Source organism: Streptococcus mitis, from assembly GCF_047460035.1.
GTDB classification, from domain to species: Bacteria; Bacillota; Bacilli; order Lactobacillales; family Streptococcaceae; genus Streptococcus; species Streptococcus mitis_DW.
This window is the reverse complement of the sequence record NZ_JASHHB010000008.1, coordinates 57,309-76,793: the sequence shown is the minus strand read 5'-3', so window position 1 is coordinate 76,793 and position 19,485 is coordinate 57,309. Positions and strand designations below refer to the sequence as shown.

20 protein-coding genes and 1 pseudogene are annotated in these 19,485 nt (G+C 39.4%); 18 read left to right on the top strand and 3 right to left on the bottom strand.

All coding sequences use genetic code 11. From position 1 onward, the window contains the following. Positions 1 to 11: 11 nt before the first annotated feature. The 15 genes from hpf (at position 12) to QM956_RS07800 (ending at position 14,809) form a co-directional block, all read left to right on the top strand. A complete protein-coding gene (gene hpf, locus QM956_RS07870; protein WP_004255322.1) occupies positions 12 to 560 on the top strand; it encodes a ribosome hibernation-promoting factor, HPF/YfiA family in 549 nt (182 codons plus the stop codon). Positions 561 to 695: 135 nt separating this feature from the next. After that, positions 696 to 2,669, top strand: a complete 1,974-nt coding sequence (locus QM956_RS07865; RefSeq protein ID WP_049546904.1) for a DHH family phosphoesterase — start codon at positions 696 to 698, stop codon at positions 2,667 to 2,669. Next, positions 2,666 to 3,118, top strand: coding sequence for a 50S ribosomal protein L9 (rplI, locus tag QM956_RS07860; protein WP_049546903.1), 453 nt, complete (start codon positions 2,666 to 2,668; stop codon positions 3,116 to 3,118). The genes QM956_RS07865 and rplI overlap by 4 nt, the downstream gene beginning before the upstream one ends. A gap of 43 nt (positions 3,119 to 3,161) precedes the next feature. Continuing rightward, complete coding sequence (gene dnaB, locus QM956_RS07855) at positions 3,162 to 4,514, top strand: replicative DNA helicase (RefSeq protein WP_004263550.1); 1,353 nt, start codon at positions 3,162 to 3,164, stop codon at positions 4,512 to 4,514. Between the two features lies 1 nt (position 4,515). Continuing rightward, positions 4,516 to 4,782: a Veg family protein gene (locus QM956_RS07850; RefSeq protein ID WP_001278169.1), complete on the top strand. Its 267-nt coding sequence runs from the start codon at positions 4,516 to 4,518 to the stop codon at positions 4,780 to 4,782. Between the two features lie 89 nt (positions 4,783 to 4,871). Next, entirely contained in the window at positions 4,872 to 5,990 is a 1,119-nt protein-coding gene (gene cbpD / locus QM956_RS07845; protein ID WP_020902625.1) for a choline binding-anchored murein hydrolase CbpD, read from the top strand. 252 nt (positions 5,991 to 6,242) lie between these two features. Beyond that, complete coding sequence (locus tag QM956_RS07840; protein ID WP_000647655.1) at positions 6,243 to 6,533, top strand: thiamine-binding protein; 291 nt, start codon at positions 6,243 to 6,245, stop codon at positions 6,531 to 6,533. Beyond that, the gene (locus QM956_RS07835) at positions 6,496 to 7,254 is read left to right on the top strand and encodes an ABC transporter permease (protein WP_024057369.1); all 759 of its coding nucleotides are present in this window, start codon (positions 6,496 to 6,498) and stop codon (positions 7,252 to 7,254) included. The genes QM956_RS07840 and QM956_RS07835 overlap by 38 nt, the downstream gene beginning before the upstream one ends. A 38-nt stretch (positions 7,255 to 7,292) precedes the next feature. After that, positions 7,293 to 8,300, top strand: coding sequence for an ABC transporter substrate-binding protein (locus tag QM956_RS07830; RefSeq protein ID WP_004255331.1), 1,008 nt, complete (start codon positions 7,293 to 7,295; stop codon positions 8,298 to 8,300). Then, entirely contained in the window at positions 8,300 to 9,028 is a 729-nt protein-coding gene (locus QM956_RS07825) for an ABC transporter ATP-binding protein (protein WP_203212903.1), read from the top strand. Before QM956_RS07830 ends, QM956_RS07825 begins: the two co-directional genes overlap by 1 nt. 118 nt (positions 9,029 to 9,146) lie before the next feature. Further along, on the top strand, positions 9,147 to 9,605 hold the full coding sequence (locus QM956_RS07820) for a CtsR family transcriptional regulator (RefSeq protein WP_414302400.1): 459 nt from the start codon (positions 9,147 to 9,149) through the stop codon (positions 9,603 to 9,605). A gap of 1 nt (position 9,606) precedes the next feature. Continuing rightward, the gene (locus QM956_RS07815) at positions 9,607 to 12,039 is read left to right on the top strand and encodes an ATP-dependent Clp protease ATP-binding subunit (RefSeq protein WP_414302399.1); all 2,433 of its coding nucleotides are present in this window, start codon (positions 9,607 to 9,609) and stop codon (positions 12,037 to 12,039) included. Between the two features lie 147 nt (positions 12,040 to 12,186). Beyond that, the gene (locus tag QM956_RS07810; protein ID WP_261022646.1) at positions 12,187 to 13,245 is read left to right on the top strand and encodes an AAA family ATPase; all 1,059 of its coding nucleotides are present in this window, start codon (positions 12,187 to 12,189) and stop codon (positions 13,243 to 13,245) included. A 9-nt stretch (positions 13,246 to 13,254) separates the two neighbouring features. Next, positions 13,255 to 14,034, top strand: a complete 780-nt coding sequence (pnuC, locus tag QM956_RS07805) for a nicotinamide riboside transporter PnuC (protein WP_261022643.1) — start codon at positions 13,255 to 13,257, stop codon at positions 14,032 to 14,034. Between the two features lies 1 nt (position 14,035). Then, positions 14,036 to 14,809 (top strand): NUDIX domain-containing protein, encoded by a 774-nt coding sequence (locus QM956_RS07800; RefSeq protein ID WP_414302398.1) that lies wholly within the window; start codon positions 14,036 to 14,038, stop codon positions 14,807 to 14,809. 71 nt (positions 14,810 to 14,880) lie between these two features. Here QM956_RS07800 and QM956_RS07795 read toward each other — a convergent pair whose 3' ends face one another. Then, a complete protein-coding gene (locus QM956_RS07795; RefSeq protein WP_004255357.1) occupies positions 14,881 to 15,111 on the bottom strand; it encodes a hypothetical protein in 231 nt (76 codons plus the stop codon). A gap of 278 nt (positions 15,112 to 15,389) precedes the next feature. On the opposite strand from QM956_RS07795, the gene QM956_RS07790 reads away from it, so the two are divergent. Further along, positions 15,390 to 16,088 carry a hypothetical protein gene (locus QM956_RS07790; RefSeq protein WP_414302397.1) on the top strand — a complete coding sequence of 233 codons (699 nt, stop codon included), beginning with the start codon at positions 15,390 to 15,392 and terminating at the stop codon, positions 16,086 to 16,088. A 75-nt stretch (positions 16,089 to 16,163) separates the two neighbouring features. Here QM956_RS07790 and QM956_RS07785 read toward each other — a convergent pair whose 3' ends face one another. Together QM956_RS07785 and QM956_RS07780 are read right to left on the bottom strand one after the other, a co-directional pair. Next, positions 16,164 to 16,709, bottom strand: coding sequence for a cysteine hydrolase family protein (locus QM956_RS07785; RefSeq protein WP_414302396.1), 546 nt, complete (start codon positions 16,707 to 16,709; stop codon positions 16,164 to 16,166). Position 16,710: 1 nt separating this feature from the next. Then, a pseudogene (locus tag QM956_RS07780) lies at positions 16,711 to 16,938 on the bottom strand (tRNA dihydrouridine synthase DusB); the annotation flags it as partial. Between the two features lie 129 nt (positions 16,939 to 17,067). Between QM956_RS07780 and QM956_RS07775 the strand changes: the two are divergent. Together QM956_RS07775 and QM956_RS07770 are read left to right on the top strand one after the other, a co-directional pair. Next, a complete protein-coding gene (locus tag QM956_RS07775) occupies positions 17,068 to 18,828 on the top strand; it encodes a sensor histidine kinase (protein ID WP_023947313.1) in 1,761 nt (586 codons plus the stop codon). Further along, positions 18,806 to 19,411, top strand: coding sequence for a response regulator transcription factor (locus QM956_RS07770; RefSeq protein WP_023947315.1), 606 nt, complete (start codon positions 18,806 to 18,808; stop codon positions 19,409 to 19,411). The genes QM956_RS07775 and QM956_RS07770 overlap by 23 nt, the downstream gene beginning before the upstream one ends. Positions 19,412 to 19,485: the final 74 nt, after the last annotated feature.

Sequence of the window (19,485 nt, the reverse complement as noted above, 5' to 3'; positions counted from 1 at the left end):
AAGGTACTCATATGATTAAATATAGTATCCGTGGTGAAAACCTAGAAGTAACAGAAGCAATTCGTGATTATGTAGTTTCTAAACTCGAAAAGATCGAAAAGTATTTTCAAGCTGAACAAGAGTTGGATGCTCGAGTAAACTTGAAGGTGTATCGTGAAAAAACGGCTAAAGTGGAGGTGACGATTCCGCTTGGTTCAATTACTCTTCGTGCAGAAGATGTGTCTCAAGATATGTATGGTTCAATTGACCTTGTAACCGATAAAATTGAACGTCAGATTCGTAAAAATAAAACAAAAATCGAGCGTAAAAATAAAAACAAGGTAGCAACTAGTCAATTATTTACAGATGCTTTGGTGGAAGATACAAATGTTGTCCAATCTAGAGTTGTTCGTTCAAAACAAATTGATTTAAAACCAATGGATTTGGAAGAAGCTATTCTACAGATGGATTTGTTGGGACATGATTTCTTTATCTATGTGGATGTTGAAGATCAGACAACCAATGTGATTTATCGTCGTGAAGATGGCGAGATTGGCTTGTTAGAAGTTAAAGAATCTTAATTTCAATATGTGTAAAGGAAGGTTTACTAAATTGTAAACCTCCTTTTTCTTATAATTGATAGAATTACTGATTACACTTTTAAAAAGTCGCTTTTTGGTGGTTATTATGGTATAATGGGTGCCAAGAGGTTTGGAATGAAAAAATTTTATGTAAGTCCTATTTTCCCCTTAATATTAGGAATAGTGGCGTTCGGAGTGCTATCTGTGCAACTTGTTTTTGTAACGAATACACTGGTAACGCTATTTCTTTTGCTACTTATTTTGGGTTCATATATTTTACTATTCATCCATCAGAGAGACTACTACTCAAAGAGTGAAGTAGAACAAATCCAGTATGTAAACCACCAAGCTGAAGATAGTTTGACAACCTTGTTAGAACAGATGCCTGTCGGAGTTATTAAACTAGACTTATCGTCAGGTGAAGTTGAGTGGTTCAATCCTTACGCTGAATTGATTTTGACTAATGAAGTGGGCGAGATTGATGTTGCATTAATTCAAACAATTATAAAGGCTTCTGTGGGGAATCCAGGTTCTTATGCTACCTTAGGTGAAATCCGTTATTCGGTTCATATGGACAAGGTATCTGGAGTTCTTTATTTCTTTGATGTGTCTGGAGAATACGAAGCGACTGTTGAGTTAGTGACAAGTCGACCTGTGATTGGGATTGTCTCCGTTGACAACTATGATGACTTAGAAGATGAAACATCGGAGTCTGATATCAGTCATATCAATAGTTTTGTAGCCAATTTTGTTTCAGAATTTGCTGGGAAGCATGCCATGTTCTCTCGTCGAGTGAGTATGGACCGCTTTTATCTATTTACGGACTACACGGTGCTTGAGGGCTTGATGAATGATAAATTTTCTGTTATTGATGCATTCAGAGAAGAGGCGAAACAGAGACAGTTGCCCTTGACCTTAAGTATGGGATTTTCTTATGGTGATGGAAATCATGATGAGATAGGGAAAGTTGCATTGCTCAACTTGAACTTGGCTGAAGTGCGTGGTGGCGACCAAGTGGTTGTCAAGGAAAACGACGAAACGAAAAATCCAGTTTATTTTGGTGGTGGATCTGCTGCCTCAATCAAACGTACACGGACCCGTACGCGTGCTATGATGACGGCTATTTCAGATAAGATTCGTAGTGTGGATCAGGTTTTTGTAGTTGGTCACAAAAATCTAGATATGGATGCTCTTGGCTCTGCTGTAGGTATGCAGTTATTTGCTAGTAATGTAACAGAAAATAGCTATGCTATTTATGACGAAGAACAAATGTCGCCGGATATTGAACGAGCTGTTTCATTCTTAGAAAAAGAAGGAGTTACAAAGTTGTTGTCTGTTAAGGACGCAATGGGGATGGTGACCAATCGTTCTTTGTTGATTCTTGTAGACCACTCAAAGACAGCTTTAACTTTATCAAAAGATTTTTATGATTTATTTACCCAAACCATCGTCATCGACCACCACAGACGGGATCAGGATTTTCCAGATAATGCGGTTATTACTTATATCGAAAGTGGTGCAAGTAGTGCCAGTGAGTTGGTAACGGAATTGATTCAGTTCCAGAATTCTAAGAAAAATCGTTTGAGTCGTATGCAAGCAAGTGTTTTAATGGCTGGTATGATGTTGGATACTAAAAATTTCACCTCACGAGTGACTAGTCGGACATTTGATGTTGCTAGCTATCTCAGAACGCGCGGAAGCGATAGTATTGCTATCCAGGAAATGGCTGCGACGGATTTTGAAGAATATCGTGAGGTCAATGAACTGATTTTACAGGGGCGTAAATTAGGTTCAGATGTACTGATAGCAGAGGCTAAGGACTCGAAATGCTATGATACAGTTGTTATTAGTAAGGCAGCAGATGCCATGTTAGCTATGTCAGGTATTGAAGCGAGTTTTGTTCTTGCGAAGAATACACAAGGGTTTATCTCTATCTCAGCTCGCAGTCGTAGTAAGCTGAATGTACAACGGATCATGGAAGAGCTGGGAGGTGGAGGCCACTTTAATTTGGCAGCAGCTCAAATTAAGGATTCAACCTTGTCAGAAGCAGGTAAAAAACTGACAGAAATTGTATTAAATGAAATAAAGGAAAAGGAGAAAGAAGAATGAAAGTAATCTTTTTAGCAGATGTTAAAGGAAAAGGTAAAAAAGGTGAAATTAAGGAAGTACCAACAGGTTATGCACAAAACTTTCTTATCAAAAAGAATTTAGCAAAAGAAGCAACTGCTCAAGCTGTAGGTGAACTTCGTGGTAAACAAAAATCTGAAGAAAAAGCTCATGCTGAGATGATTGCAGAAGCAAAAGCAATTAAAGCCCAACTAGAAGCAGAAGAAACGGTTGTAGAATTTGTTGAAAAAGTTGGTCCAGATGGCCGTACTTTTGGTTCTATTACCAATAAGAAAATTTCAGAAGAATTGCAAAAGCAATTTGGAATTAAGATTGATAAACGTCATATTCAAGTACAAGCTCCGATTCGAGCTGTTGGTTTGATTGATGTACCAGTGAAAATCTATCAAGATATTACAAGTGTAATCAATCTTCGTGTGAAAGAAGGGTAAATTTACACTTTCTTGACAAGATTGTAAAAGGAAGGGAAGTCTGATGGCAGAAGTAGAAGAGTTACGAGTACAACCTCAAGATATCTTAGCTGAGCAATCCGTTTTAGGGGCTATCTTTATTGACGAGAGTAAGCTTGTTTTTGTGCGAGAATATATTGAGTCTCGGGACTTTTTTAAGTATGCCCATCGTTTGATTTTCCAAGCTATGGTCGATTTATCCGATCGTGGCGATGCTATAGATGCAACAACGGTTCGTACCATTCTTGATAATCAAGGTGATTTACAGAATATTGGTGGCCTGTCTTACTTGGTTGAGATTGTCAATTCTGTGCCAACTTCTGCTAATGCGGAGTATTATGCTAAGATTGTTGCAGAGAAGGCCATGCTACGTCGATTAATCTCCAAGTTGACAGAGTCTGTCAATCAAGCTTACGAGGCTTCGCAACCAGCTGATGAAATCATTGCTCAGGCAGAAAAAGGACTAATTGATGTCAGCGAAAATGCTAATCGAAGTGGATTTAAGAACATTCGAGATGTGTTGAATATCAACTTTGGAAATCTGGAAGCTCGCTCGCAACAAACGACCGATATTACAGGTATTGCGACAGGCTATCGTGACTTGGATCATATGACGACTGGACTTCATGAGGAGGAGTTGATTATCCTAGCAGCCCGTCCGGCGGTTGGTAAGACAGCCTTTGCTTTGAATATTGCGCAAAATATTGGAACCAAGTTAGACAAAACGGTTGCTATCTTTTCGCTCGAAATGGGTGCGGAAAGTCTAGTGGACCGTATGTTGGCGGCAGAAGGTTTGGTGGAATCGCATTCTATCCGTACGGGTCAATTGACTGATGAGGAGTGGCAAAAATATACCATTGCTCAAGGGAATCTAGCTAATGCAAGTATCTATATCGATGATACGCCAGGGATTCGGATTACAGAGATTCGTTCTCGTTCTCGTAAACTGGCTCAAGAAACTGGAAATCTTGGTTTGATTTTAATAGACTATTTGCAGCTTATCACGGGAACAGGTCGAGAAAATCGTCAACAAGAGGTTTCAGAAATTTCACGTCAGTTGAAAATTTTAGCTAAGGAACTGAAGGTTCCAGTAATCGCTCTAAGTCAGCTTTCTCGTGGTGTAGAACAACGTCAGGATAAGAGACCGGTCTTGTCTGATATTCGTGAATCTGGGTCTATTGAGCAGGATGCTGATATCGTAGCCTTTCTTTATCGCGACGATTACTATGAGCGTGGTGGTGAAGAAGAGGAAGGCATACCGAATAATAAGGTAGAGGTTATTATCGAGAAAAACCGTAGTGGAGCTCGTGGAACGGTGGAATTAATTTTTCAAAAAGAATACAATAAATTTTCAAGTATCTCAAAGAGGGAGGCATAAGATGTCAGATGCATTTACAGATGTAGCCAAGATGAAAAAAATCAAAGAAGAAATCAAGGCACATGAGGGACAAGTCGTAGAAATGACTCTGGAGAATGGTCGTAAGCGCCAAAAAAATAGATTGGGTAAGCTAATTGAGGTTTATCCATCCCTATTTATCGTTGAATTTGGAAACGTTGAAGGAGATAAACAAGCTAATGTTTACGTTGAATCCTTTACTTACTCAGATATCCTTACAGAAAAGAATTTGATTCATTATCTTGACTAAAGTGAGAAATTTTCTCACTTTTTCTTTTTTTCTCCGAATAGTTTAAGTGAAGGTAATCTTCGATTTATATTATTTTTCAAGGAGGAAGAATGAAAATTTCACCATTTAAAGTAGCAGAGACAAGATTTTCTTTTAGAAAATCAGCTAAAAAGGTTGTTCCCTTTTTAGTAGTAGGATTGATGTTAGCAGCGGGTAATAGTGTATATGCCTATTCCGGAGGAAATGGATCGATTGCGCGTGGGGATGATTATCCTGCTCATTATAAAAATGGGAGCCAGGAGATTGATAAGTGGCGCATGTATTCTCGTCAGTGTACTTCTTTTGCAGCCTTTCGTTTGAGTAATGTCAATGGTTTTGAGATTCCGGCGGCTTATGGGAATGCGAATGAATGGGGCTATCGTGCTCGTCGTGAAGGCTATCGTGTCGATAATAGACCAGCGATTGGCTCCATTGCTTGGTCGACTGCAGGAACTTATGGTCATGTTGCTTGGGTGTCAAATGTAATAGGAGATGAGATTGAGATTGAAGAATACAATTATGGAATAAGGGAATCTTACAATAAGCGCGTCGTGAAGGCGAATACTATGACTGGCTTTATTCATTTTAAAGATTTAGCTGGTGGCAGTGTTGGGAATAGTCAATCCTCAGTTTCAACAGGAGGAACACATTATTTTAAGACTAAGGCTGCTATCAAAAATCAGCCTCTAGCTGGAGCAACTGCAATTGATTACTATTATCCTGGGGAGAATGTTCATTATGATCAAATTCTCGAAAAAGATGGGTACAAGTGGTTGAGTTATACGGCTTATAACGGAAGTCGTCGCTATATCCAGCTAGAGGGAGTAACCTCTTCACAGAATTATCAGAATCAATCAGGAAATAGCTCTAACTATGGATCCAATAACAGTTCAACTGTCGGTTGGAAGAAAATAAATGGTAGTTGGTATCATTTTAAATCAAATGGATCTAAATCAACAGGCTGGCTGAAAGATGGATCTAGTTGGTATTATTTGAAATCATCTGGTGAAATGCAGACAGGCTGGTTAAAGGAAAATGGTCTGTGGTATTATTTAGATAGTTCAGGGGCAATGAAAACGGGGTGGTATCAAGTCTCTGGTAAGTGGTATTATTCTTACTCTTCAGGCGCCTTAGCTGTCAATACGACAGTGGATGGCTACAGAGTAAATAGTGATGGAGAACGAGTATAGAAAATGGGAGTAGGAAAATTTCCTACTCTTTTCTGTAAGCAGTTTCCTTGACATTTTTTTTGTTTTGCGCTATCATATGTCCATATAATATATGGGAGTCTGTGTACAGTCTGAGAGGAAGCGTTAAGCTTCGACCGCACCTGATCTGGGTAATGCCAGCGTAGGGAACGATACTTAGTCTACTCTTGACCTTTTCCATATATGGCAAAGGTTTTTCTTTTTGTCAAAGGAAAACGAGAAGAGGAGGTTCTTATGAAAGCAAGCATCGCCTTGCAAATTTTACCCCTATCACAGGGGATTGATCGGATTGCTGTTATCGATCAAGTCATTGCTTATCTGCAAGCTCAAGAGGTGACTATGGTGGTGACACCATTTGAAACGGTCTTGGAAGGGGAGTTTGATGAGCTTATGCGCATTCTCAAAGAAGCGCTAGAAGTGGCAGGGCAGGAGGCAGATAATGTTTTTGCCAATGTCAAAATAAATGTAGGAGAGATTTTAAGTATTGATGAGAAACTTGAAAAGTATACTGAGACGACACATTAGTCTATTGGGCTTTATGGGGGTCTTGTCAATCTGGCAGTTAGCAGGTTTTCTTAAACTTCTCCCCAAGTTTATCCTGCCGACACCTCTTGAAATTCTCCTGTCCTTTGTTCGTGATAGAGAATTTCTCTGGCACCATAGCTGGGCCACCTTGAGAGTGGCTTTATTGGGACTGATTTTGGGAGTCTTGATTGCCTGTCTCATGGCTGTGCTTATGGACAGTTTGACTTGGCTTAACGATCTGATTTACCCTATGATGGTGGTTGTTCAGACTATCCCGACCATTGCCATAGCCCCTATCCTGGTTTTGTGGCTCGGTTATGGGATTTTGCCCAAGATTGTCTTGATTATCTTGACAACAACCTTTCCTATCATCGTCAGCATTTTGGACGGTTTTAGGCATTGTGACAAGGATATGCTGACCTTGTTTAGTCTGATGCGGGCCAAACCTTGGCAAATCCTGTGGCATTTTAAAATCCCTGTCAGTCTGCCTTACTTTTATGCTGGTCTGAGGGTCAGTGTCTCCTACGCCTTTATCACAACAGTAGTATCTGAGTGGTTGGGAGGCTTTGAAGGACTAGGTGTCTACATGATTCAGTCCAAGAAACTGTTTCAGTATGATACTATGTTTGCTATTATTATTCTGGTATCGATTATCAGTCTTCTCGGTATGAAGCTGGTTGATGTCAGTGAAAAATATGTTATTAAATGGAAACGTTCGTAGAATAAGAATGTTTCTGAAAAAGAAAAGAGGAAATTGAAATGAAGAAAACATGGAAAGTGTTTTTAACTGTTTTAACAGCTCTTGTAGCTGTTGTGCTTGTGGCCTGTGGTCAAGGAACTGCTTCTAAGGATAATAAGGAAGCAGAACTCAAGAAGATTGACTTTATCCTAGACTGGACGCCAAATACCAACCACACAGGGCTTTATGTGGCCAAGGAAAAAGGTTATTTCAAAGAAGCTGGAGTGGATGTTGATTTGAAATTGCCACCAGAAGAAAGTTCTTCTGACTTGGTTATTAACGGTAAGGCACCATTTGCAGTCTATTTCCAAGACTATATGGCTAAAAAATTGGAAAAAGGCGCAGGAATCACTGCCGTTGCAGCTATCGTAGAACACAATACATCAGGAATCATCTCTCGTAAATCTGACAATGTAGCTAGTCCAAAAGACTTGGTTGGTAAGAAATACGGAACTTGGAATGACCCAACTGAACTTGCTATGTTGAAAACCTTGGTAGAATCTCAAGGTGGAGACTTTGAGAAGGTTGAAAAAGTACCAAATAACGACTCAAACTCAATTACACCGATTGCCAATGGAGTATTTGATACTGCATGGATCTACTACGGATGGGATGGTATCCTTGCCAAATCTCAAGGTGTAGATGCTAACTTTATGTACTTGAAAGACTACGTTAAAGAATTTGACTATTACTCACCAGTCATCATTGCTAACAACGACTACCTCAAAGACAACAAAGAAGAAGCACGTAAAGTCATCCAAGCTATCAAAAAAGGCTACCAATATGCTATGGAGCATCCAGAGGAAGCAGCTGATATCCTCATCAAAAATGCACCTGAACTCAAGGAAAAACGTGACTTTGTCATCGAATCTCAAAAATACTTGTCAAAAGAATACGCAAGCGACAAGGAAAAATGGGGGCAATTTGATGCAGCTCGCTGGAATGCCTTCTACAAATGGGATAAAGAAAATGGTATCCTTAAAGAAGATTTGACAGACAAAGGCTTCACCAACGAATTTGTGAAATAATGACAGAAATTAGACTAGAACACGTCAGTTATGCCTATGGTCAGGAGAGGATTTTAGAGGACATCAATCTGAAAGTCACTTCAGGTGAAGTGGTTTCTATCCTAGGCCCAAGTGGTGTTGGTAAGACTACGCTTTTCAACTTAATTGCGGGGATTTTAGAAGTTCAGTCAGGGAGAATTGTCCTTGATGGTGAAGAAAATCCCAAGGGGCGCGTGAGTTATATGTTACAAAAGGATCTGCTCTTGGAGCACAAGACTGTGCTGGGCAATATCATACTGCCTCTCTTGATTCAAAAAGTGGATAAGGCAGAAGCTATTGCCCGAGCGGATGAAATTCTTGCGACCTTCCAGTTGACAGCTGTACGAGACAAGTATCCTCATGAACTTAGTGGGGGGATGCGTCAGCGTGTAGCCTTGCTTCGAACTTACCTTTTCGGGCACAAGCTCTTTCTCTTAGACGAAGCCTTTAGCGCCTTGGATGAGATGACAAAGATGGAACTCCACGCTTGGTATCTAGAAATTCACAAACAGCTACAGCTGACGACCTTGATTATCACACATAGTATCGAGGAGGCCCTCAATCTCAGCGACCGCATTTATATCTTGAAAAATCGCCCTGGGCAGATTGTTTCAGAAATTAAACTAGATTGGTCGGGAGATGAGGACAAGGAAGTCCAAAAGATTGCCTACAAACGTCAAATCTTGGCAGAATTAGGCTTAGATAAGTAGAAAAATAGGGGGTTGGTGAAGATTATACTTTACCAGCGCCCTTTTTCTTTTAAAAATGAGAAAATTTCGGTATAATAGTCAAAGATAGTCAAGGTTTAAAGAGAGAGGTGGGTTTGTAATGAGATTTAAAAATACATCGGATCATATTGAGGCCTACATCAAGGCGATTTTAGATCAATCTGGTATCGTGGAGTTGCAACGGAGTCAGTTGGCAGATACTTTCCAGGTTGTTCCTAGTCAGATTAACTATGTGATCAAGACACGCTTTACGGAAAGTAGAGGTTACTTGGTTGAAAGTAAGCGTGGTGGCGGAGGATACATTCGTATAGGACGGATTGAGTTTTCTAGTCATCATGAAATGCTCAGGGAGCTGCTTTACTCAATTGGTGAGCGGGTCAGTCAAGAAATTTATGAAGATATTCTGCAGCTTTTGGTTGAGCAGGAATTGATGACCAACCAGGAGATGAATTTGCTGGTGGCAGTAGCTTTGGATCGCGTTCTAGGAGAAGAAGCTCCAGTCCTTCGAGCTAATATGCTACGACAGGTCATACAAGAGGTAGATAGAAAAGGGAAGTAAGATGAACTATTCAAAAGCATTGAATGAATGTATCGAAAGTGCCTACATGGTTGCTGGCCATTTTGGAGCTCGTTATCTAGAGTCTTGGCACTTGTTGATTGCCATGTCCAATCATAGTTATAGTGTGGCAGGGGCGACTTTAAATGATTATCCATATGAGATGGACCGTTTAGAAGAAGTCGCTTTGGAACTGACTGAAACGGACTATAGCCAGGATGAAACCTTTACGGAATTGCCGTTTTCTCATCGTTTGCAGATCCTTTTTGATGAAGCAGAGTATGTAGCGTCAGTGGTCCATGCTAAGGTGTTAGGGACAGAGCATGTTCTCTATGCGATTTTGCATGATGGTAATGCCTTGGCGACTCGTATCTTGGAGAGGGCTGGTTTTTCTTATGAAGACAAGAAAGATCAGGTCAAGATTGCTGCCCTACGTCGAAATCTAGAAGAACGTGCAGGCTGGACTCGTGAAGACCTCAAGGCTCTACGCCAACGCCATCGTACAGTAGCTGACAAGCAAAATTCTATGGCTAATATGATGGGCATGCCGCAGACTCCGAGTGGTGGTCTCGAGGACTATACGCATGATTTGACAGAGCAAGCGCGTTCTGGCAAGTTAGAACCAGTCATCGGTCGGGACAAGGAAATCTCGCGTATGATTCAAATCTTGAGCCGTAAGACCAAGAACAATCCTGTCTTGGTTGGGGATGCTGGTGTCGGGAAAACAGCTCTGGCGCTTGGTCTTGCCCAGCGTATTGCTAGTGGTGATGTACCTGCGGAAATGGCTAAGATGCGCGTGTTAGAGCTTGATTTGATGAATGTCGTTGCAGGGACACGCTTCCGTGGTGACTTTGAAGAGCGCATGAACAATATCATCAAGGATATTGAAGAAGATGGCCAAGTCATCCTCTTTATCGATGAACTCCATACCATCATGGGTTCTGGGAGTGGAATTGATTCGACTCTGGATGCGGCCAACATCTTGAAGCCAGCCTTAGCGCGTGGAACTTTGAGAACAGTTGGTGCGACCACTCAGGAAGAATATCAAAAACACATCGAAAAAGACGCAGCTCTTTCTCGTCGTTTCGCCAAAGTTACGATTGAAGAGCCAAGTGTTGCAGACAGCATGACCATTTTGCAAGGTTTGAAGGCGACTTATGAGAAACATCACCGTGTGCAAATCACAGATGAAGCGGTTGAAACAGCTGTCAAGATGGCCCATCGTTACTTGACTAGCCGTCACTTGCCAGACTCTGCTATCGACCTCTTAGATGAAGCAGCAGCAACAGTGCAAAATAAGGCTAAGCATGTAAAAGCAGACGATTCAGGTTTGAGTCCAGCTGACAAGGCCTTGATGGATAGTAAGTGGAAACAGGCAGCTCAGCTAATCGCAAAAGAAGAGGAAGTGCCTGTTTATAAAGACTTGGTGACAGAGTCTGATATTTTGACCACCTTGAGTCGTTTGTCAGGTATCCCAGTCCAAAAACTGACTCAAACAGATGCTAAGAAGTACCTAAATCTTGAAGCTGAATTGCACAAACGTGTCATCGGTCAAGATCAGGCTGTTTCAAGTATTAGCCGTGCCATTCGCCGCAACCAGTCAGGGATTCGCAGTCATAAGCGTCCGATTGGTTCCTTTATGTTCCTAGGGCCTACAGGTGTCGGTAAGACCGAATTGGCCAAGGCTCTGGCAGAAGTTCTTTTTGATGACGAATCAGCCCTTATCCGCTTTGACATGAGTGAGTATATGGAGAAATTCGCAGCCAGTCGTCTCAACGGAGCTCCTCCGGGATATGTGGGTTATGAAGAAGGTGGGGAGTTGACCGAGAAGGTTCGCAACAAACCATACTCTGTTCTCCTCTTTGACGAGGTAGAGAAGGCCCATCCAGACATCTTTAATGTTCTCTTGCAGGTTTTGGATGATGGTGTCTTGACCGATAGCAAGGGGCGCAAGGTTGACTTTTCAAATACCATTATCATCATGACGTCAAATCTTGGTGCGACAGCCCTTCGTGATGACAAGACAGTTGGATTTGGGGCTAAGGACATTCGTTTTGACCAAGAAAATATGGAAAAACGCATGTTTGAAGAGCTGAAAAAGGCTTATAGACCTGAGTTTATCAACCGTATTGATGAAAAGGTAGTCTTCCATAGCCTGTCTAGCGACCATATGCAAGAAGTGGTGAAGATTATGGTCAAACCTTTAGTGGCAAGTTTGGCTGAAAAAGGTATTGACTTGAAATTACAAACTTCCGCACTGAAATTGTTGGCAAATCAAGGATATGACCCAGAGATGGGAGCTCGTCCACTTCGCAGAACCCTACAAACAGAAGTGGAAGACAAGTTGGCAGAACTTCTTCTTAAGGGAGATTTGGTGGCAGGCAGCACACTTAAGATTGGTGTCAAAGCAGGCCAGTTAAAATTTGATATTGCATAAAAATGGAGAATCAGGAGCAATCTTGATTCTCTTTTTTGCTAGTTTTTTATAAAAAACAATAAAAAACTATTGACAAAATAAAAATATAGTTTATAATAAAAACATAGATAACGAAAATATCAAAAAATATAAAAAGGCAATGCGTTTATGAAAAAGAAAACAGCAGTGGTATTTGGAACCTTTGCTCCGCTTCATCAAGGTCATATCGATCTGATTCAGCGAGCCAAGCGGCAGTGTGACCAGGTCTGGGTTGTCGTTTCAGGCTATGAGGGAGATAGAGGGGAGCAGGTAGGCTTAACGCTTCAAAAAAGATTCCGCTATATCCGAGAGGCTTTTCGTGATGACGAGTTGACCTCGGTTTGTAAGTTAGATGAGACCAATCTTCCTCGTTACCCTATGGGTTGGCAGGAGTGGTTGGACCAAATGTTAGAGGAGATTTCTTATGATGAAACCCAGCAAGAACTAATCTTCTTTGTGGGAGAACGTGACTACGAGCAAGAATTATCTAATCGTGGTTTTGAGACTGTTTTGCAAGAAAGAAAGTTTGGTATCTCAGCGACTATGATTCGAGAAAATCCAAGCAAATATTGGAAATATATTGCTCAACCCTTCCGACGTCAGTTTACAAAGAAAGTGTTGATTATGGGAAGTGCTAGCAATGGGAAGACAACTTTGGCCAAGGATTTGGCAAGGTATTACGATGCACCAGTCAGCCTGGAATACGCACGTGAGTACCAGATCAAAAATAATGTCCGCGATGATGAATTGACCCCAAAGGATTATTATTATCTCCTGTTGGGACAGTATGACCAGACCTCTAAGTTAATTGACAGCAATGCTAATAGGGGATTGGTCGTCGCAGATACTAACTCTCTGGTGACCAAGGGTTACTATGATTATTACATGGAGTCAGAGGATCAAGGGGACTTATCGGGAGAGACTTTTGACAATCTTTTTGCCTCGATTTTAGCAAAAGAAAAATGGGACTTGATTCTCTTTGTACAACCTGTAGGCTCCTATGTCAATGATGGGTTTAGAGATATGACCATGGCAGAAGACCATATTCGTCATAGTTTTTCACAACATTTGGATCAGATGAGGGAGCGATATTTAACCAACATTCCTTTAGTTTATCTAGCGGAGAATTATCTAGGCAATTATGAAGCAGCAAAAGTGGCTATCGATGCCATTTACCAAGCAGATTAGGAGAAAAATATGAAAAAACTAACTGAAAAAATCACACAATTTATCGAAAACTTTAAAAATGTCCATGCAGAAGCCCGCAAGATCGGTTTTGCAGGAATCATGAACCTGCTCTGGAAAGATCTCTTTGTAGGACGTAGTCTCTTCCAGTGGTTGTATCTCATCGCCTTGTCAAGTGTTCCCTTGATCTTGGAATTCACGCAAAATACAGAAAGTCATGACTGGCTGAGCTTGTTTGCCTCTTGGACTGGAATTGTCTGTGTTATCTTGGTAGCAGAAGGGCGTGCAAGCAATTATCTATTTGGGGCTATTAACTCAGCAATCTACTTGATCTTGGCCATGAATGCAACTTTTTATGGCGAAGTTTTGACGACCGTTTACTTCTTTGTCATGCAGCCGATTGGTCTCTATGCTTGGCTGTCCAATCGTATCAATGACCAAGGAAAAGTAGAAGAATCTCACTTTGAAGCTAAGAAATTATCTGTGATTGACTGGCTCAAGTACTTGGCTTTGACTGCTATCATCTGGATTGGTATGGGCTTGGCTTACCAAAGTATCCATAGTGCTCGCCCTTTCCGTGATAGTGTTACCGATGCGACCAATGGTGTTGGTCAGCTCTTGATGACACGTCTCTATCGTGAGCAATGGATTTTCTGGATTGCTACTAATCTCTTTAGTATTTACCTCTGGTGGGGTGAAAATATCCACATCCAAGGGATGTACTGGGTTTACACACTGAACAGTCTAGTGGGATGGTACCAATGGACCAAGGCAGTTCGAAAGGAGGCATAAGATGGCAGACATAAAGATTCCAGCAGGGATGACGGAAAAAGAATATTATGAAATCCATGCCAGTCAGGAGGAGTTTTTGGATTGGTACTACAAGCAGGAACTCCCTCAATATGAAAAACCAAGTGTGACAGTAGATATGGTAGCCTACTGCTTTGTCGAAGGAAAGATCAAGCTTTTATTAATTCGTCGCAAGGCTCACCCTTATCAAAACTGTTTGGCTCTGGTTGGAGGATTTATGGACAAGGGCGAAGACGCTGCGCATGCTTGTCAGCGTGAGGTGAGAGAAGAAGTCAATCTCGATCTTCCTTTGGAAAAAATTGAGCAATTGATGACCGTATCGACCCCCGGCCGTGACCCACGGGGCTGGACAGTGACTATTGCCCACTTGGTTTATTTACCTAGTTGTGCATTAGAACTTGTTCAAGCAGGAGACGATGCCAAGGATGTTGTTTTTGTAGATGTCGATTTTCAGACAGGGAAATGCTACCTAGAGGGAGTGGAGTTGGAGGAGCAAGCCTTCGCTTTTGATCATTATGCCATTATCCAAGAATCTATCAAACGAATCCAAGGACGCCTCGACTGGAATCCGACCTTCCTCTATCTGCTGGAGGAGGAGTTCACTGTCTACGAAGGGACTGAACTGGTCAATCTTATCAACCCCGGTCGTCCAATCGTCAGCAATAACTTTCTCGTAAAATACGGAGAATATGTAGAAGAAGTCGGACTCAAACGAGTGCCTAAAAAGAAACCAAGAAAAACCTATCAATTGAAATAAAAAACGAGGTCGGGAAAAGTTCCCGATCTCTTTATTTGCCTTTATTAGTTTGATTTGCTGTTGCGACTGTTTTAGGGATGGCTATCTCTCTTAGAATTGCTCAACAGGTGAGTAAAGAAGTCTTTGTATCGATACTTGAGATAGTTCTCATGTAAAAATAACAAGGCGATATAAACAATCAAAAAGATTGTAGTCAGATAAAACACATCAAATGCAGTTCGCGCATAGTAAGCGGCTGATTGATAAGAGCCAATTGCTCCCAAAATCAACCAAGGAAGATACTTATAATACTTATTTAGCATAAGAGTGCACCTCCTATATTCTATTTCAATGTTATTATATTCCTTTGTACTTAAAGGTGCAAGCGATTTCACAAAAATAAATTCAAATTTTTAATAGGAAAATCTCCTATTTTTCTGTTTTATTACGAATAGAAGAGTAGGAGGAGAAAATGTATCTAAAGTATTTAAGATTTTTAAAATAGTTTAGATAAATTGTTGACATATTCAAATTTGAATGTTACAATTATATTACAAAAAGATTTCTTTATATTTCTAAAATATTACAAAGGAGTAGAAAAATGAAAAAGAAAACCTATATCAAATTGATGACAGCAACTGTATTAGCTTCTACCCTACTATTAGGGGCTTGTGGAAATAAAAAGGAAACAACTCAAGCAAGCAGTTCTGCTAAGACAAGCCAATCATCAAGCTCTAAAGCAGCTTCTGCTAGCAAAGAAAGCAAGACTCAGAAGTCCTCAAGTTCAGCTTCATCTGAAAAGGCCAAGGCATCTACGGATCAATCTTCAGCAACTGCAACGCCATCACAAGCGGCGACAGCACCAGAGCAAAGACAAGGTCAAGAAGTGTCTAATCAACAAGCAGCTAGTCAACAAACTCCTGCTCAGACTCCTTCAACTCAACAAGCTCCTCAAGCCCAGTCTAACCAATCAAGCTATGATCCTACAACTGACCGCAAACTTCAAGACAAGCAAGCAGAGCAAAATAAACGCTACAAGGGTGTTTTAACCATGGTAGACGGTGATTTCTCAGCTGCAGCGGGCAACTGGAAGGGTGCCAATGGCGAAACCATCACAGTTTCATCAGGTGGTCAATTTACAGTAGAATCTTCTGATGGAAAGAAAGAAAATTACTCTCTCAAAGGCTATTCTTATACTCTTGATGATGGCAAGTATAATGCCAAAATTGGTGGAGGAAAAGTCATCCAAATTACAACAGGAGCGGATGGTAAGGTTTCCAGTGTTGCTTTGAGTCAATAATAACCCTCAGTATTTGAATTTTTACAATCAAAGAAAATCCGTCAGCTCAATAAGAGTTGACGGATTATTTTTTACTTATACTTGGGTTAAAAATTCTTCTGTAGTAAGAATTTGAGCAAATTCATCTTGTAGAGAAAGGAGATTAATCTCATGGATAGTCTCAGGAGAGATGGTCTGACCGTTTTTGTTAGATAGGGTAAAACTGGCAGTAGCATCTGCTAGTAAAGTGACTTCAAACCCAAGATTTGCTGCCATTCGTGTGGTAGTGGATACACAATGAGGCAGAGTCAAACCAACAACGACTAAATGACAAATCTGATTTGTTCGTAAATATGTTTCAAGATTTGTTCCAATAAAGGCGCTATTAACCGTTTTTTGAAAGATAGGTTCTGCAGTAACTGGCTCAAATCCACTTTTAAACACCTGATTTTGTTTGTTATGAAATTGCGACTGGGGATTGTCAGATATGTGTTGAACGTGTAAGACTGGAAGACCGTGTTTACGAAAGTATGCCAGTACCCTCAATGCTTGTTGTTCAGCTTGAGGGTTATTCCGTTCTCCCCAGATAGGGTTATCAAATGCTTTTTGCATATCGATAATCAGTAGAGCAGTATGAACCATTTTAAGCCTTATCCAACTGCAAGAGAGTCTCAATCTCTGCCAGAGTGCTAGCTTGTGAAATAGCTCCACGGAGTTTGGCAGCGCCAGATGTTCCACGGAGGTAGTGAGGAGCGAGGCCACGGAATTCACGAACTGCTACGTTTTCTCCTTTGAGGTTAATCAAGCGTTTCAAGTGCTCGTAGGCGGTTTTCATCTTGTCTTCAAAAGTCAAATCAGGTAGGATTTCACCTACCAGAAGATTGTATCAGTTATATCTCGAAAGAAAAAAGAATAAATTTAACTATAAAACCTGTCTTATTGAATGAAAAAATGGTAGAATAAACATCAATATCAAGTGAAATGTGGAGTGTTACAAACAATGAAGTCAAAAATGTTTCGATTTTCTTTGGTTTTGTTATTTATTTTCTTTCTTTATTTTTCGTTTTCAATTTTTAACCGAACGTACAGTGGAATCACCGTAGATAAACATGAGAATGAGTGGATAGTTAGACAAGTCCATAATCTGGGAAGCTTTGCAAATCATCAAGAGATAATAGGGTCATCTATTATACAAATAGACGATCAGAATCCAGATAGTAATTTCTTATTATCTCGATTTTTAATTGTTGAACCGCTTCATTCTGTGACAGTGTTAGATAGGGGAATTTCAAAGACTTTAATAATAGAATCTGGGAGATCAAGCCAAATTATCTTTCTTGTTTTATCAATCATTGCTTTTCTGATTCTACTGTTATTTCGCTTATACATAAAAGGCAGAAGTAAAGGAAAAACTGGGAAACGATATTTTTATTTTATTAGTTATACTAGTCTGATGCTATTATCGATCATTCCATCAAGTATAGGAGATGTATTTGGTCGTAGTCTATTAATTTCATACTTGACTTTATTTCCATTATTCATGGATATCTTCATTAGAGTGTTAGTCTTAAAGATAAAAGGTTCAACCATTTCTAACTTTTCTCGTATTATACTGGGCTATTCACTCATCACTCAACTTTTGTATGTTTATAATCTTATACAGCCTATTGATTTTTTAACCATCTTTTTTTCTAGGGGAGTATTTTATTTAGTATTTTTCTTTTTAGTTATCCTACTGTTAAAGATGCTTATAAATTACTATCAGAGAAGAGAAATGCTGCCAATTCATACCTTATTTTTAGCAGTTCTGGCCTTATTTCCTTTATTTTTTGGATATATTTTCCCGATTGGTAAGGAAGTTTCGTTTATTTATAGTATTCCTCTATTGTTGCTTATTTTGTTCTCTATTGTGAATAACTTGATACTAGAGCGAATGATATATGTTGCTTGGAAGTGGAATCCATTCATATATAACTTGATATTTTCCGTTTTTTTTACTAGTCTAATTATTCTTTTTAGTCTGTTATTAAGAGAATTTTCTCCAATTTTTTTCGTTCTTTACACTTTTCTTTTTTCACTAGCTTTGTTACCTGAAATAAGGAAAATGATGTTGATTAGCCATAAAATGGAGGGAATCTTTAGTAGTTTTCATACTTTTGTAGCTACTGAATTAGAGAGGGAAGAAATTGCAACGTTTATACATGATACTACAATTCAGAAGGTTATTTATTATAAAAAGCAGTTAGAAATTAGTGAACACATTAATAGAGGAGCTTTATTAGAGATGTTGGATGATATTGTTTTTGAATTAAGAGATTTATGTTCCAATATCTATCCTTTAATGGTGCATGAATTAGGGTTGAAAGAATCTATTACTAGCATATTAAATCAATTCATGAAGATGGAAACTGTTTCGATTATGACAACTTTTTCAATAGATGAAGAAAAAGTTAACGATAAAGTGGGCACGTTTGTATTAAGGACAGTTAAAGAACTAGTAAATAATAGTATTCTTCATGGGAATGCTAGAGAAATTACTGTAGATTTATCTACAAAAGAAAAGATTTTATCAATTGAAGTTATAGATGATGGTATTTTTAAGGGAAACTATCAGTCTAATGAACATCATTTTGGTTTAAATAGAATTGTAGAGAAGGTTCATTTATTGGGGGGAACTGTTCAGATAAATATAGAACCTACAAGTGTGAAGATACGGATACCTATAGAAGGGAAGAAAAATGATTCGTTTGGTTTTGATTGATGATCACAGTTTAGTATTACAAGGATTGGAGAACTATTTTTTAAAGGAAGATGATTTTAAAATTGTTGGTTCCTATACAGAAGTAGCAGATTTACTTCTCTGTCTTAAGAATGAAAAGGTAGATGTGCTAGTTATGGATTTTATGTTGAAAGGAGTAACGGCATTTGATGTTATTAGTCAAATAAATAGATTTCTGAATACAGTTCCCAAGATAGTTCTTTTATCAGGATTTTATGACACTTTGTTACATAAGAGAGCGATGGATTTTGGGATTCAAGCTTTTTTACCCAAAGAAAGTTCTTATTTGGATGTTAAAAGTGCAATTTATGCTGTTTATAAGGGAAATCACGTTATTCCAGATGGTTTGTTAGAAAAGCAAGAAAATAATCTATTGACAGATACGGAGTTAAGTGTATTGGAACTGATTGTAAAAGAATATTCTAATGAAAAGATAGCAAATAGTTTATTTGTCAGCAGGAGAACAGTGGATACCCATGTTTCAAATATTTGTTCAAAGTTGGGAGTGACGAGTAGAGTTGGAGCTGTACGTGAGGCTATTCGATTAAATCTAGTATCTTTATAATTTTATACTAAAAAGGCAAGAAGGTTTTCGTAAATTACGGATTCTTTCTTGTCTTTTTTTGTTTAAGATAGAGT

Coding starts and splice junctions, on each gene's coding strand:
- hpf (WP_004255322.1), top strand. CDS start 12: ATGATTAAATATAGTATCCGTGGTGAAAACCTAGAAGTAACAGAAGCA.
- QM956_RS07865 (WP_049546904.1), top strand. CDS start 696: ATGAAAAAATTTTATGTAAGTCCTATTTTCCCCTTAATATTAGGAATA.
- rplI (WP_049546903.1), top strand. CDS start 2,666: ATGAAAGTAATCTTTTTAGCAGATGTTAAAGGAAAAGGTAAAAAAGGT.
- dnaB (WP_004263550.1), top strand. CDS start 3,162: ATGGCAGAAGTAGAAGAGTTACGAGTACAACCTCAAGATATCTTAGCT.
- QM956_RS07850 (WP_001278169.1), top strand. CDS start 4,516: ATGTCAGATGCATTTACAGATGTAGCCAAGATGAAAAAAATCAAAGAA.
- cbpD (WP_020902625.1), top strand. CDS start 4,872: ATGAAAATTTCACCATTTAAAGTAGCAGAGACAAGATTTTCTTTTAGA.
- QM956_RS07840 (WP_000647655.1), top strand. CDS start 6,243: ATGAAAGCAAGCATCGCCTTGCAAATTTTACCCCTATCACAGGGGATT.
- QM956_RS07835 (WP_024057369.1), top strand. CDS start 6,496: ATGAGAAACTTGAAAAGTATACTGAGACGACACATTAGTCTATTGGGC.
- QM956_RS07830 (WP_004255331.1), top strand. CDS start 7,293: ATGAAGAAAACATGGAAAGTGTTTTTAACTGTTTTAACAGCTCTTGTA.
- QM956_RS07825 (WP_203212903.1), top strand. CDS start 8,300: ATGACAGAAATTAGACTAGAACACGTCAGTTATGCCTATGGTCAGGAG.
- QM956_RS07820 (WP_414302400.1), top strand. CDS start 9,147: ATGAGATTTAAAAATACATCGGATCATATTGAGGCCTACATCAAGGCG.
- QM956_RS07815 (WP_414302399.1), top strand. CDS start 9,607: ATGAACTATTCAAAAGCATTGAATGAATGTATCGAAAGTGCCTACATG.
- QM956_RS07810 (WP_261022646.1), top strand. CDS start 12,187: ATGAAAAAGAAAACAGCAGTGGTATTTGGAACCTTTGCTCCGCTTCAT.
- pnuC (WP_261022643.1), top strand. CDS start 13,255: ATGAAAAAACTAACTGAAAAAATCACACAATTTATCGAAAACTTTAAA.
- QM956_RS07800 (WP_414302398.1), top strand. CDS start 14,036: ATGGCAGACATAAAGATTCCAGCAGGGATGACGGAAAAAGAATATTAT.
- QM956_RS07795 (WP_004255357.1), bottom strand. CDS start 15,111: ATGCTAAATAAGTATTATAAGTATCTTCCTTGGTTGATTTTGGGAGCA.
- QM956_RS07790 (WP_414302397.1), top strand. CDS start 15,390: ATGAAAAAGAAAACCTATATCAAATTGATGACAGCAACTGTATTAGCT.
- QM956_RS07785 (WP_414302396.1), bottom strand. CDS start 16,709: ATGGTTCATACTGCTCTACTGATTATCGATATGCAAAAAGCATTTGAT.
- QM956_RS07775 (WP_023947313.1), top strand. CDS start 17,068: ATGAAGTCAAAAATGTTTCGATTTTCTTTGGTTTTGTTATTTATTTTC.
- QM956_RS07770 (WP_023947315.1), top strand. CDS start 18,806: ATGATTCGTTTGGTTTTGATTGATGATCACAGTTTAGTATTACAAGGA.